Annotated in this window: 13 protein-coding genes; 3 read left to right on the top strand and 10 right to left on the bottom strand. The window is 69.5% G+C overall.

The features are described 5' to 3' along the window. The first annotated feature begins 22 nt into the window (after positions 1-22). On the top strand, positions 23-1738 hold the full coding sequence (locus L6444_RS18750; RefSeq protein ID WP_370653110.1) for a CocE/NonD family hydrolase: 1716 nt from the start codon (positions 23-25) through the stop codon (positions 1736-1738). On the opposite strand, the gene L6444_RS18755 is transcribed toward L6444_RS18750, so the two are convergent. Both L6444_RS18755 and L6444_RS18760 read right to left on the bottom strand, forming a co-directional pair. Beyond that, positions 1697-2242 (bottom strand): DUF1802 family protein, encoded by a 546-nt coding sequence (locus L6444_RS18755; protein WP_236976483.1) that lies wholly within the window; start codon positions 2240-2242, stop codon positions 1697-1699. The genes L6444_RS18750 and L6444_RS18755 overlap by 42 nt on opposite strands. After that, on the bottom strand, positions 2239-2508 hold the full coding sequence (locus L6444_RS18760) for a DUF2277 family protein (protein ID WP_236976484.1): 270 nt from the start codon (positions 2506-2508) through the stop codon (positions 2239-2241). Before L6444_RS18760 ends, L6444_RS18755 begins: the two co-directional genes overlap by 4 nt. A gap of 127 nt (positions 2509-2635) precedes the next feature. Between L6444_RS18760 and L6444_RS18765 the strand changes: the two genes are divergently transcribed. Continuing rightward, entirely contained in the window at positions 2636-3385 is a 750-nt protein-coding gene (locus L6444_RS18765) for an enoyl-CoA hydratase (RefSeq protein ID WP_236976485.1), read from the top strand. 4 nt (positions 3386-3389) lie between these two features. Further along, positions 3390-3782: a hypothetical protein gene (locus L6444_RS18770; protein WP_236976486.1), complete on the top strand. Its 393-nt coding sequence runs from the start codon at positions 3390-3392 to the stop codon at positions 3780-3782. 7 nt (positions 3783-3789) lie between these two features. On the opposite strand, the gene L6444_RS18775 is transcribed toward L6444_RS18770, so the two are convergent. The 8 genes from L6444_RS18775 to infB all read right to left on the bottom strand — a co-directional run bounded on the left by L6444_RS18775 (position 3790) and on the right by infB (position 13693). After that, complete coding sequence (locus L6444_RS18775) at positions 3790-4863, bottom strand: ABC transporter ATP-binding protein (RefSeq protein WP_236976487.1); 1074 nt, start codon at positions 4861-4863, stop codon at positions 3790-3792. Next, complete coding sequence (locus tag L6444_RS18780) at positions 4856-6172, bottom strand: ABC transporter substrate-binding protein (protein ID WP_236976488.1); 1317 nt, start codon at positions 6170-6172, stop codon at positions 4856-4858. The genes L6444_RS18775 and L6444_RS18780 overlap by 8 nt, the downstream gene beginning before the upstream one ends. A gap of 2 nt (positions 6173-6174) precedes the next feature. Further along, the gene (locus L6444_RS18785) at positions 6175-6933 is read right to left on the bottom strand and encodes a carbohydrate ABC transporter permease (RefSeq protein ID WP_236976489.1); all 759 of its coding nucleotides are present in this window, start codon (positions 6931-6933) and stop codon (positions 6175-6177) included. Further along, positions 6930-7826 (bottom strand): carbohydrate ABC transporter permease, encoded by an 897-nt coding sequence (locus L6444_RS18790; protein WP_236976490.1) that lies wholly within the window; start codon positions 7824-7826, stop codon positions 6930-6932. The genes L6444_RS18785 and L6444_RS18790 overlap by 4 nt, the downstream gene beginning before the upstream one ends. 155 nt (positions 7827-7981) lie before the next feature. Further along, on the bottom strand, positions 7982-9292 hold the full coding sequence (locus L6444_RS18795) for an MATE family efflux transporter (protein ID WP_236976492.1): 1311 nt from the start codon (positions 9290-9292) through the stop codon (positions 7982-7984). 3 nt (positions 9293-9295) lie between these two features. Continuing rightward, a complete protein-coding gene (locus tag L6444_RS18800; RefSeq protein ID WP_236976493.1) occupies positions 9296-10318 on the bottom strand; it encodes a DHH family phosphoesterase in 1023 nt (340 codons plus the stop codon). Then, positions 10281-10814 carry a 30S ribosome-binding factor RbfA gene (gene rbfA, locus L6444_RS18805; protein WP_236976494.1) on the bottom strand — a complete coding sequence of 178 codons (534 nt, stop codon included), beginning with the start codon at positions 10812-10814 and terminating at the stop codon, positions 10281-10283. Before rbfA ends, L6444_RS18800 begins: the two co-directional genes overlap by 38 nt. An 11-nt stretch (positions 10815-10825) precedes the next feature. Further along, positions 10826-13693: a translation initiation factor IF-2 gene (gene infB / locus L6444_RS18810; RefSeq protein ID WP_236976495.1), complete on the bottom strand. Its 2868-nt coding sequence runs from the start codon at positions 13691-13693 to the stop codon at positions 10826-10828. Positions 13694-13753: the final 60 nt, after the last annotated feature.

Here is a 13753-nt window from a genome sequence, read left to right on the forward strand (position 1 = left end):
GCCCTTCCCTAGTGTGGGAAAAGTGAGTACCACATCGACCGAGCACGACGACCTGAAGCTGCGTGACCGCGCAGCCGGAGTGAGCGGCCGCGTCGCCCTGGGCGCGCTGGGCAGGGCATTGCACCTGCCCCGGGCCACGACGCGCTACACCAGGCACCATGTTCAGGTACCGATGCGCGACGGTGTGCACCTGGTCGCCGACCACTATGCGCCGCTGACGCCCAAGCCCGCCGGCACCTTGCTCACCCGCGGCCCCTACGGCCGCCGGTTCCCGTTCTCGCTGGCCTTCGCCCGGTTGTACGCGGCCCGCGGCTACCACGTGGTGCTGCAGAGCGTGCGGGGCACGTTCGGATCCGCAGGCCAGTTCGAACCGATGGTCAACGAAGCCGCTGACGGGGCCGACACGGTGCAGTGGCTGCGCGAGCAGCCCTGGTTCACCGGCAGTTTCGCCACCATCGGCCTGTCCTATCTCGGCTTCACCCAATGGGCTCTGCTTCAGGATCCGCCGCCGGAGCTGGCCACCGCCGTCATCACGGTGGGGCCGCACGACTTCCGTGAATCCGTTTGGGGCACCGGCACATTCGCCGTCAACGACTTTCTGGGCTGGAGCGCGATGGTGGCCCGCCAGGAGGAGCCCGGCCTGCTGCGAGCGGGCATCCGCCAGCTGAGCGGGCCCCGCAAAGTGGCGCGCGCACTCGCCGAGGTGCCGATGGGCAAATCGGCCCGTGCGCTGCTCGGCGAGGGTGCGCCCTGGTTCGAATCGTGGGTGGACACCCACCACGGCGACCCGTTCTGGGACCAGCTGCGCTTCCCCGACGCACTGGACCGCGTCAACGTCCCGGTGCTGCTGCTCAGCGGTTGGCAGGACATTTTTCTGCGGCAGACGCTGCAGCAATACCGGCACCTGCGCGACCGGGGCATCGAGGTGGGACTGACGATCGGTCCCTGGACACACACCCAGATGCTCACCAAGGGTCTGGCGACCTGTACCCGGGAAACCCTGGACTGGCTCGATACCCACCTGGGCGGCGCCACGGCGCCGCGCCGGCCGTCCCCGGCGCACATCTTCGTCACCGGGCAGGGCTGGCGTCACCTGGCGGACTGGCCCCCAGCCACCACCGAACACGCGCTCTACCTGCAGCCCTACGGCCACCTGGGTGACCAGCCGCCGACCACCAAGACCCGGCCGGCCAATTTCCACTACGACCCCGCCCACCCCACGCCGACGATCGGCGGGCCGCTGCTCTCCCCGAAAGGCGGCTACCGCGACGACACCAAACTCGCCATGCGCGACGACGTGCTCAGCTTCACCGGGGCCACCCTCACCCACGACCTGTTCGTGTACGGCAACCCGGTCATCGAGTTGGAGCACAGCGCCGACAACCCCAACGTCGACCTGTTCGTCCGGGTCAGCGAGGTCGACGCGAAGGGCAGGTCCCGCAACCTCAGCGACGGCTACCGGCGACTCGGGCCGCTGGAGCCGGGCACGCACCGGGTCCGCATCGAACTGGACGCCGTTGCGCACCGCTTCGCGGCCGGCTCACGCGTCCGAGTGCTGATCACCGGCAGCTGGTTCCCCCGCTATGCGCGCAACCTGGGCACCGAGGAGCCGATGCTGACCGCGCGGCAGCACAAGCCGGCGACGCATTCGGTGCACTTCGGCGAATCCCGCCTGCTGCTGCCGGTCGGGCGCGGATCAGCTGACCGCCCGGCGGACGCGGGCGACGACGCCGGCTAACGCCTCCTCGGTGTGCACCGGCGCCGCCAGGCTCGGCCGCACCGGCAGCTCTACCCAGCTGGTACAACCCCGGTATTCGGGAGTCCGGGGCAGCCGCACCGGCTCGGCCAGCGGTAGGGCCGAGACCACCAGCACCGCGAGTTTGTGCCGGGGCCGAAAGTCCAGCCGGTCGGCGCGCACCGAATCGGCGGTCCAGATGTGCAGATCCTCGATCTGGCTGAGTCCTTCCAGCCGGTTGACCTCAACTGCGGCAACGACTTTCGCAGCGGCACGCACCGTCACGTGTTCGTCGTCGCTGTCCTGCGCCGCCGGCCCGAGCAAACCCCGATGCTCCGGCCGGACCCGCGCGGCATGGCTGTGCGCCACGGTCGGGAACAGCAGGAAATCCTGCGCGGCGACTTCGAAACGCTTCTCACCGATGCCGCCCTTGCGCAGCAGGACGGTCTGGCGCCCGTCGAGCAGCGCGTGCACGGCCGCGCTCCACTCCTTCAGGGCGGGCGTCACTGTGACCTGGCGAGCCGGGCCACCACCTCGGGGCGGCGCAGCGGCGGTACGGTCCGGGGCGGTTGCCGTCGGGCCGGAAGCGCCTCGAGCAACCGCGCCGTGGTCGCGGTGACCTCGGCGACGGCGGCTTCGAACGCCTCGGCGTTGGCCGCCGACTGGTGCGTGATGCCGCTGACCTTGCGCACGTACTGCCGCGCGGCCGCGGCGATCTCCTGGGCGGTGGCCGGCGGTTCGAGTCCGCGCAGTTCGGTGATGTTGCGGCACATGGCGTCCACCATAAGCCGGGGCGGCAACTACGCGAAGGTGTGTGGACGGGGGTTGCCGATGGTGCCGACGTGCTCGGCCAGCTGCCGTCGCCAGATGCGCACCCGGGCGACGGCTACGGTGAAGGCCATGACCGACGACATCCTGCTGATCGAGACCGACGCACGAGTGCGCACCCTGACCCTGAACCGTCCGCAGTCCCGCAACGCCCTGTCCGCGGCACTACGCGACCAGTTCTTCGGCGCCCTGGCCGACGCCGAGACCGACGACGGCGTCGACGTCGTCATCGTCACCGGCGCCGACCCGGTGTTCTGCGCCGGGCTGGACCTGAAGGAACTCGGCGATCAGACGGCGCTGCCGGACATCTCCCCGCGCTGGCCGGCCCTGACCAAACCGGTGATCGGCGCGATCAACGGCGCCGCCGTCACCGGCGGGCTCGAGCTGGCGCTGTACTGCGACATCCTGATCGCTTCCGAGCAGGCGCGGTTTGCCGACACCCACGCCAGGGTCGGTCTGCTGCCCACCTGGGGCCTGAGCGTGCGATTGCCGCAGAAGGTGGGCGTGGGCCTGGCCCGCCGGATGAGCATGACCGGCGACTACATCTCGGCCGCCGACGCGCTGCGCGCGGGCCTGGTCACCGAGGTGGTCCCGCACGACCAGCTGCTGCCAACCGCTCGTCAGGTCGCGGCCTCCATCGTCGGCAACAACCAGGACGCGGTGCGCGCGCTGCTCGCCTCCTACCACCACATCGACGACGCGCAGATCGGCGGCGGCCTGTGGCTGGAAGCCGCAGCGGCCCGGCAGTTCAAAACCAGCGGCGACGACATCGCCGCGAACCGCGCCGCGGTGCTGCAGCGCGGACGTTCGCAGGTGCGCTGATCGCATGCACCCGCAGCAGCCGGGCTACTGGCCGCCGCCGCGGCGCAGCAGCACGGATGTCGGGGCGACGGTGGTGCTGTCGATTGCGCAGGCGGTGGCCTCGGCGGTAGCGGTCGTTTCCGCGGCGGCGCTGATGCTGTGGTTGATGATGCCGATCTGTAGTGACAACTGCGACAGTCCGCAAGTCGATCACTTTGTGCACCAGACACTTACCGCGGCGGCCGTCGCGGGCGGCGGGGTCGTGGTCGCCCTGCTGCTGGCCGGTACCGGAATCGCCGTGGCGGCGGCCCGGCGGTCTCCTATGTGGATCTGGCCGGCCGCGGGTCTGGGAATCGTCCTCGTGACCTACGGCGTCTCGGTGGGCGTGTGGATGGCCGGTCTGCCCGCCGGTAGGTGACCGCGGCCTAGCCGATGCGGTGCGTCGTCTCGCTGTCGAAGAAGCACACCTCGTGCGGGTGCGGCACGATCGCCAGGGTCTCCCCCACGCCGACCGCGGTGCGGCGGTCGGTGCGGAACACGATGCGCTGGTTGCCGGTTTCGTTGCCCAATGGCGTTGCGTAGACGAACGATTCGAAGCCGAGTTCCTCGACCAGTTCGACGTGCACGGACAGCGCACCCGGTGTGCCCGCGGGCGTGACATCCCAGGACTCCGGTCGGACACCCATCAGCACCCGCTCGGATGCGCCCCGTGGCACCGGGATGCCCAAGCCGGCGGAGCGCACCGTCCCGTCGGCCACTGCGACCTCCAGCAGGTTCATCGACGGGGCCCCGATGAATGTCGCGACGAAGGTGTTCACCGGATCGTCGTACAGCGCGCGCGGCGTGTCGACCTGTTGCAGCACAACGTCTTTGAGCACGGCAACCCGGTCCCCCATCGTCATCGCCTCCACCTGGTCGTGGGTGACGTAGACGGTGGTGGTGCCCAAACGGCGCTGCAGGCCCGAGATTTGCGAGCGGGTGCTGACCCGCAGTTTGGCGTCCAGGTTGGACAACGGCTCGTCCATGCAGAACACCCGCGGCCGGCGCACGATGGCCCGACCCATCGCGACCCGCTGACGTTGCCCGCCGGACAGTTTCGACGGCTTGCGGTCCAGCAGTTCGGTCAGCTCCAGCATCGCGGCGACTTCTTCGACGCGCCGCTTGGTGTCGGCGCGCGACACTCCGGCGTTGCGCAGTGCGAAACCCATGTTGCCGGCCACCGTCATGTTCGGGTACAGCGCGTAGTTCTGGAACACCATCGCCACGTCGCGGGCCCGCGCCGGCAGCGCGGTGACATCGACGTCGCCGATCGTAATGCTGCCACTTGCAACGGGTTCCAGGCCGGCCAGCATCCGCAGCGTGGTGGATTTGCCGCAACCGGACGGGCCGACCAGCACCAGGAACTCGCCGTCGGCGATGTCGAGATCAAGCCGGTCCACCGACGGGGCTTCGGCGCCCGGATAGCGGTGCGTGACGGCGCGGTACTGCACGCTAGCCACGGTCGGGCAGCTTCCGTTTGATCTGCCGGTCGTAGATGACCTGCAATTGTCGCTGGATGTCGGTGAAGGTCGAGCGCACGTCGGCTCCCCGCAGCCCGATGGACTCCAGCCCGGCCGAGATGACGCGGTCGGCACCTGGCAGGAACACCCGGGCGTAGTCCTGCGGTCGGGTGTTCGGGAGTTGGTCGAACGCCACCCGGGCGCGCGGATTGTCGGCCAGATACTGCTGCTGGCTGGGATCGTCCACCGCTGACTTGCGCACCGCCAGGTATCCGGTGCGCTGACTGAAATAGGCGGTGTTCTGCGGGTTGGTGAGGTAGGCAATGAACTTGACCGCGTTGCGTTTTCGCTCCTCAGACAGATTCGCCGGGATCGCCAGCCCGGCCCCACCCGTCGGGCAGGCGGGCGCACCGCCGGGGCCGGTGGGCAACGGCGCCACCCCGAAGTCGAATCGGGCCTGCGCGGTGATGCCGACCAGCGCGCCCGTCGACGCCACCGTCGAGGCCAGGATGCCGGTGGCGAACTCGTTGGCGATGTTGTTGGCGACGGCCGCATAACGCTTGACATGAATCGAGTCGTGTAGGAACGTGCCCGCCGCGATGGTCTGCGGGTCGGTGAACCTCAGCTCCCACTTGTCCGAATATGCGCCACCGAACGCCCAGTTGGGCCCCTCGAAGGTCCAGGAGATGCCCTCCGAATTGGCCCAGCCGTGTGCCCAATTGCGTTGTCCCACCACCCTTTGCAGCCGCGGGCCCCAGTCGTCGAACTCCTTCCAGGAACTGGGGCCGCGGTCGGGCAAGCCGGCCTGTTCCCACCTGGCTTTGTTGTAGTAGAACAGCGGCGTGGAGCGCGCGTAGGGCAGCGCGTAGTGGTGGCCGTCGAACGCGTAGTCGGCCAACAGCGAGTCGACATAGTCCGAGGTCTGAACCCCTACTTGCCGAAACAGGTCATCGAGTGGGGCTATCACCCCGCTGAGTGCGAAATGGAACCACCAGATGTCGTCCAGCACGACGACATCGGGCACGTCGGCGCCGATGACGGCGGCGTTGAACTTCTGCGCCACCTCGTCGTAGTCCTTGCCCGCGTCGATCAACTTGACCTGCAACCCCGGAAACTCCGCTTGAAAGCGGTTGATCAGCTCTTTCTCCACCGCGGTCGACAGGCCGGGGTGGTTGGACCAGAACGCGATTGGGCCGCTGCCGGACTTGACGGGCCTGGGTCCGCCCATCGCCGCGCAGCCGGCAGTCATCCCGGCGGCCGCGGTCAGCGACAGAAACCTTCTGCGGCTCAAGGTTTCTGGTGCAACCATGCTCACCCCTTCACCGCGCCCGAGGTCAGGCCCTTGATCATCTGGCGTTGCAGGGCGACGAAGATGAGCAGGATCGGCAGCATCGCCAGCAGGGTCACCGCCATCACCGGACCCCAGTTGGTCACGCCCTCGGCCTGCTGCAGGAAGGTCAGGCCGACCGGCAGCGGGGCCACCGATTCGTCGTCGGACATCAGGAAGGGCCACAGGTATTCGTTCCACTCGTTGACCACGGTGATGATGCCGAAGGCGACCATGGTGGGTCCCGACATCGGCAACACCACCCACAGACATAAAGAACGGTTGCGCAACTCAAGTTCGGCCAGCGGCAGGATGATGCCCGGGAAGGTGTTGCGCAGCCCCAGCTGTGAAATCAGCGCGTAATTGGAGATCACGGTGATCTGGTTGGGCACCATCAGCGCGGCGATGATCAACAGGAACACCGCGTTGCGCCCCGGGAACCGCACGAAAACCAGGCCGAACGCGCTGAGCACGCCGAGCACGAACTTCACCAGCGCCAGAACGGTTGTGATGATCACCGAGTTGCGCAGGTATGTCCAGAACGGGATCTGATGGGTGGCGGTCCGGTAGTTCTGCGGATACCAGTGCGGCGGCCACCAGGTGGTGGGTTGGGAATAGATGTCGGGCTGCTGCTTGAACGACGTGAAGAACACGAACGTCAGCGGACCGGCGATCAACAGGATCACCAGCAGCATCGCCGCGTAGCCGAGCAGGCGAGCGGGCCGGAGCGCATCGGAAGTCATTGTCGCTGCTCGCGATCCATCACGCGTACCTGGTAGTAGGTGATGGCCAGCAACACCAGGAACATGATCGTGGCCACGGTGGCTCCGTAACCGGCGCGGAAGTTGCGGAAGGTCTCCACGTACACCTGGAAGACCATCGTGGTGGTGCCGGTGCCCTCCGGGCCGCCACGGGTCATCACGTTGATCACGTCGAACACCTGCAGCGAATTGATCAGCACGGTGATGGACAGGAAGAAGGTGGTGGGACGCAGCTGCGGCAGCAATACCCGGCGAAACGTGGTCCAGCGGCCGGCGCCGTCGATCTCGGCCGCTTCCAACAGATCTCGGCGCACCCCCTGCAGCGCGGCCAGATAGATGACGAAGGTGTAGCCGAGGTTCTTCCAGACATAGGTGACGGTCACCATGAACATCGCCCAGTGCGCATCCTGGTAGAAATCGGGCACCCCGGCCCCGATGCGGTGCAGCAGGTCCTGGATCAGACCGAAATGCGGGTCGAAGACGAACTGGGCGGCCAGGCCAACGGCCGCGCCGGAGATGACGAACGGCGCGAACACCGTGGAGCGCACCAGGTTTCGTCCGCGCAGCGGTTGGTCGAGCAGCATGGCCAGGGCCAGCCCCAACACCATCGAACCGACCACCGCGGCCACGGTGAACACCACGGTGTTGAGCAGAATCTGGGCCGTGTCCGCGCGGGTGAACCACTCGGCGTAGTTGGAAAACCCGACGAACTGCGCCCGCGGGTCGGAGATGTTCCAGTCGAAGAACGACAGTCGGATGTTGTCGGCCAACGGCCGGTAGATGAACAACGACAACAAGGCCAGGTTGGGGCCCACCAACACCACGAACAGTGCGTAGTCCCGACGCGACCGGAGCCGTGGACGTGGGGTCGTCACCGGCGCAGTGTATCGCTCGCCTACCCGCCGGGCCGTTACCGCCGAACGTCACGCCAGCGCAGCGCCCGGCGACGCGAGACACGCTGGCGTGACGCTCGCGGGGCGGGGGCCGCGGGGCGGGGCGGGGGCCGCGGAGCGGGCCGGGAACGCAGACGCTACCGCGCCCAGCGACCCGACAGCGCCCGCCACCCGCCGAACATCAACCGCAGCACCATGAACAGGCTCAGCCCCGACCAGATGCCGGCCAGCCCCCACCCGAAAGCCAACGACAACCAGATCAGCGGCAGGTAGCCCAGCAGCGCGCTGGTCGCCGTCGCGGTGCGCATGAACGCGGCGTCACCGGCGCCTAGCAACACCCCGTCCAACGCGAAAACTATTCCGGCGACCGGCATTTGGGCCACCAGGAACCACCACGGCACACCGATCGCCGAAAGCACCGATGCGTCGTCGGTGAACAGTCCCGGCAGCACCGCCGACCCCGCCCCCAGCCCAACCGCCAGGATCGCGGCGGCCAGCAGCGAGAACCACGTCACCCGCCGCGCCACCCATTTCGCGTGCGCGACGTCGCCGGCCCCTAAAGCGGCGCCCACCAGCGACTGTGCCGCGATGGCCAACGAATCCAGGACCAGCGCCAGAAACGTCCACAGCTGCAGCACAATCTGATGCGCCGCCAGCGCGGCGGCGCCGAACCGGGCTGCCACCGCGGCCGCCGAGACGTAGCAGACCTGGAAAGCCAGCGTCCGCACGATCAGGTCCCGGGCCATCACCAGCTGGTTGCGCAGCACCGGCCGGTCCGGCCGCAGCGCCACCCGCTCGGCCAGCAGCGCGCCGGCGAACAACAATGCCGCCAGCCACTGGCCGGCCAGGTTGGCCACCGCCGACCCGACCAACCCCAGCCGGGGCAAGCCCAGCCAGCCGTACACCAGCAGCGGGCACAGCAGCGCCGACAACGCGAATCCGGCCACCACGTGGCGCAGCGGCCGCACCGTGTCCTGCACGCCGCGCATCCACCCGTTTCCGGCCAGCGAGACCAGGATGGCCGGCACGCCCAGGATCGCGATCCGCAGCCAGGGCAGGGCGGCCGTCGCGACCGCGGCGCTGCCCGCGATCGCCGACACCGCCGGCACCGCAACGACCTGGACCGCGGCGATGGTCACGACGCCCAGGGCCACGGCGATCCAGGTGGCCTGCACCCCTTCGTGGACGGCAGCCGCACGGTCGCCGGCTCCGAACTGGCGCGCCGAGCGCGCGGTCGTCCCGTACGACAGAAATGTCGATCCGGATCCGACCAGGCCCAGCACCAGGCTGCCGATGGCCAGACCCGCCAGCGACACCGCGCCGAGCCGACCGACCACTGCGGTGTCGAACAACAGGTAGAGCGGCTCGGCGGCCAGCACCCCCAGGGCGGGCAGGGCCAGCGCGGCGATCCGCCGGCCACTGGCACCGCCGCCGGCCGGTGCCGTCATCGCTCAGCCCAACGCGGCACACAGCGACGCGACGGCGTCCTCGATGGAACCGCTGGTCGAGTAGCCGGCGGCCAACCGGTGGCCGCCGCCGCCGAACCCGGACGCCACGGTAGCCAGGTCGACGTTCTTGGCGCGCATCGACACCGACCACTGCCGCGGCTGGACCTCTTTGAACACCGCGGCGACCTCGGCCTGCTGGGTGGTGCGCACGATGTCCACCACGCTCTCGACTTCCTCGGAGCGGGAGTTGAGCCATTCCTGGTGATCGACCACGGCGTAGACCAGGCCGCGGCCCCCGACCGCGTCGGGACACAACTCGGCCGAGCCCAGCACCCGGGACAGCATCGGCAGCCAGGCGAAGGGGTGGCTGTCCATCAATGACCGGCTGATGGACGCGTTGTCCACCCCGAGGTCGACCAGCCGGGCGGCCAACCGCAGGGCGCGGGCGCTGGCCCAGCGGAACGACCCGGTGTCGGTGGTCAGCCCCGCATAGATGCAGTGCGCTACGTCGATGTCGATCGGCTTGCCCCACACGTCGAGGATCTCGGCGATCATCATCGTGGTCGAATCCGCGGTCAGGTCGACGAAGTTCGCGGTGCCGAACATGCCGTTGGAGGCGTGGTGATCGATCACCAGCAGCTGCTGGCCGGGTCCGGCCAGCTCACGCAGGCTGCCGAGGCGGTGCGGGCTGGGCACGTCGACCGTCACCACCAGGTCGACGTCGCGGTGCAGCTGGCCAGGGCTGACCAGCAAGTGACCGCCGGGCAGCGAGCGCAGCGACTCGGGCAGCTCGTCCGGCGCGGCGAAGCTGACCTCGACGCGCTTGTCGCACCGGTCGAGCACCGCGGCCAGCGCCAGGCCGGCCCCGATGGTGTCGGCGTCCGGATGGACGTGACAGATCACCGCGACCGTACCGGCATCCGACAACAACTGGGCGGCGCCGACGGCGTCGACGCGCGCCCCCTCAGGGCGCGGCATGCTGGTCAGCTCAGTCTTCAGGTCGATCTTGCGATCGGTTGTCGTCATCGGTGTCCTCAGCTTCGAGCCCACTCGCACTGCCAAGTCCCCCGGCGGTCGACGGTTCGGCCGCCGTCCCACTGTCACGGTACGGGTCGGCCTCCCCGGCCGGCTTCGCACCCACCCGCACCCGCGCCAGATCAGCATCCGCCGCGCGGGCGCGAGCCAGCAACTCTTCCATCCGGTTCACCGAATCGGCCGTGGTGTCCCGGATGAACGTCAAGGTGGGCGTGAAGCGTACCCCGGTGCCGGCTCCGACCTTGGTGCGCAGTACGCCCCTGGCCCGCTCCAGCGCCGCGGCCGCTGCCTCGTAGTCCGGCTCGTCGTCGAGCGTGGGACCCATCACCGTGTAGTACAGGGTCGCGTCGTGCAGGTCGTTGGTGACCTTGGCGTCGACGATGGTCACCCCGGCCAGGCCCGGATCCTTGATCTCGTACTCGATCGCCGAGGCGACGATGGTGAAGATCCGCTTGGCCAGCCGGCGCGCCCGGGCGGGGTCAGCCATGACGCAGACTCCTACCCACGTTGCTTCTCCACCAACTCGAACGACTCGATGATGTCGCCTTCCTTGATGTCCGAATAACCCAGGGTCAGACCGCATTCGAAGCCCTCGCGAACCTCGGTGACGTCGTCCTTCTCCCGGCGCAGCGAGTTGATCGACAGGTTCTCGGTGACCACGATGTTGTCCCGCAGCAACCGCGCCTTGGCGTTGCGGCGCACCACCCCGGAGGTGATCATGCAGCCGGCGATGATGCCGACCTTGGAGGACCGGAAGATCGCGCGGATCTCGGCGCGACCGAGCTGGTTCTCCTCGTAGATCGGCTTGAGCATGCCGCGCAGGGCCTTCTCGATCTCGTCGATCGCCTGGTAGATCACCGAGTAGTAGCGGATCTCCACACCCTCGCGGTTGGCCAGCTCGGTCGCCTTGCCCTCGGCCCGCACGTTGAAGCCGATGATGATCGCGTCCGACGCCGACGCCAGGTTCACGTTGGTCTCGGTGATGCCACCGACACCGCGGTCGATGACCCGCAGGGCGACCTCGTCGTCGACCTCGATCCCCATCAGGGCCTCTTCCAGCGCCTCGACGGTACCCGCGTTGTCGCCCTTGAGGATCAGGTTCAGCTGGCTGGTTTCCTTCAGCGCCGAGTCCAGGTCCTCCAGGCTGATCCGCTTACGGCTGCGGGCGGCCAGCGCGTTGCGCTTGCGGGCGCTGCGCCGGTCGGCGATCTGGCGGGCGATGCGGTCTTCGTCGACGACCAGGAAGTTGTCACCGGCGCCGGGCACCGACGTGAAGCCGATGACCTGCACCGGACGCGACGGCAGCGCCTCCTCGACGTCGTCGCCGTGTTCGTCGACCATCCGGCGAACCCGGCCGTAGGCGTCGCCGGCGACCACCGAGTCGCCCACCCGCAGCGTGCCGCGCTGCACCAGCACGGTGGCCACCGGGCCACGGCCACGGTCCAGGTGCGCCTCGATGGCCACACCCTGGGCTTCCATGTCGGGGTTGGCCCGCAGGTCCAGGGCGGCGTCGGCGGTCAGCAGCACCGCCTCCTCGAGCGCCTCGATGTTGGTGCCCTGCTTGGCCGAGATGTCGACGAACATGGTCTCGCCGCCGAACTCCTCGGCGACCAGGCCGTACTCGGTGAGCTGACCGCGGATCTTGGCCGGGTCGGCGCCCTCCTTGTCGATCTTGTTGACCGCCACCACGATCGGCACGTCGGCCGCCTGCGCGTGGTTGATGGCCTCCACCGTCTGCGGCATCACACCGTCGTCGGCCGCGACCACCAGGATGGCGATGTCGGTGGCCTTGGCGCCGCGGGCACGCATGGCGGTGAACGCCTCGTGACCCGGGGTGTCGATGAAGGTGATCAGTCGCTCGTTGCCGTCGTGCTCGACGCTGACCTGGTAGGCGCCGATGTGCTGGGTGATGCCGCCGGCCTCGCCCTCGCGGACGTTGGCCTTACGGATGGTGTCCAGCAGGCGGGTCTTGCCGTGGTCGACGTGACCCATCACGGTGACGACCGGCGGACGCTGTTCGAGTTCCTCCTCGCCGCCCTCGTCCTCGCCGTAGGTGAGGTCGAAGGACTCCAGCAGTTCGCGGTCCTCGTCCTCCGGGCTGACCACCTGGACCACATAGTTCATCTCGCTGCCCAGCAGCTCGAGGGTCTCGTCGCCCACCGATTGGGTGGCGGTGACCATCTCCCCGAGGTTGAACAGCGCCTGCACCAGCGCGGCCGGGTTGGCGTTGATCTTGTCGGCGAAGTCGCTCAGCGAGGCGCCGCGGGCCAGCCGGATGGTCTCGCCGTTGCCGTGCGGCAGCCGCACCCCTCCGACGACCGGGGCCTGCATGTTCTCGTACTCGGCGCGTTTGGCCCGCTTGGACTTGCGGCCACGCCGGGGCGCGCCGCCGGGACGGCCGAATGCACCGGCCGCACCGCCACGCTGGCCCGGACGGCCACCGCCGCCGCCACCGCCGCCGGGGCCACCGCCACCGGGACGGCCGCGGAAGCCGCCACCGCCGCCGGGAGCGGCGCCGACGCCACCACCGCCGCGGTAGTTACCGCCGCCGCCGTCGGACCGACCGCCACTGGGGCCCCCGGGACGGGCGCCGCCGGGGCGGGGCGCACCGGTACGCGGCGGACGGGGACCGCCGGCACCACCGGGACGCGGGGGCATGCTGCCGGGCGAGGCACCGCCTGGGCGCGGTGCACCCGGACGGGGCGCACCGGGTCGCGGAGCCTGCGGATGCGGCCGCGGAATGGGCCGATCGACGGGCTGCGCCGACGAGAACGGGTTGTTGCCGACGCGCGGGGTGCGAACGCCCGGCTTGGGCGCGGGTCCGGGCCGGGGGCCGGGTGTCATGCCCGGCTGCGGTGCCTGCGGGCTGGGCGGCTGACCCGGAGCCGGAGCTTGCGGGCCCGGGGTCGGCGGGGCCGGCGCGGTGGGCTTGGCCACCGGAGCCGTCGGAGGCGGCTGGGTGGCCGCCGCGGTGGAGGCGGCCGGAGCTGCCGGAGCTGCCGGAGCTGCCGAGGCCGCAGCGGCCGGACGGGCCGCGCGGCTGGGGTCTGCCGGCTTGGCGACGGCGGGTGACGTCGTCCCGTTGCCGACCGCCTTGTCCAGCGCCCGGTCCAGGGCGGCGTCCGACGGCTTCGCGCCGGCCGCGACCTTGTCGGGTGCCTTGGCCGCCGGGCTTTGCGCGGCGCCCTTCGCGGGTGCCGCCTTGCCGCCGCCGAACGACTCGCGTAGCCGCCGGGCTACCGGCGCCTCCACCGTCGACGACGCGGACTTGACGAATTCGCCCTGTTCATTAAGCCGGGCGAGCACTTCCTTGCTGGTGACACCGAGTTCCTTTGCCAACTCGTGTACGCGGGCCTTACCTGCCACTACATCTCCTGTCTATGAGGCGACAGTGGTGGGCCGCGCCTCGGTTATTAGCTATGACGC

Origin of the sequence: Mycobacterium kiyosense (assembly GCA_021654635.1) — a bacterium.
GTDB classification, from domain to species: Bacteria; Actinomycetota; Actinomycetes; order Mycobacteriales; family Mycobacteriaceae; genus Mycobacterium; species Mycobacterium kiyosense.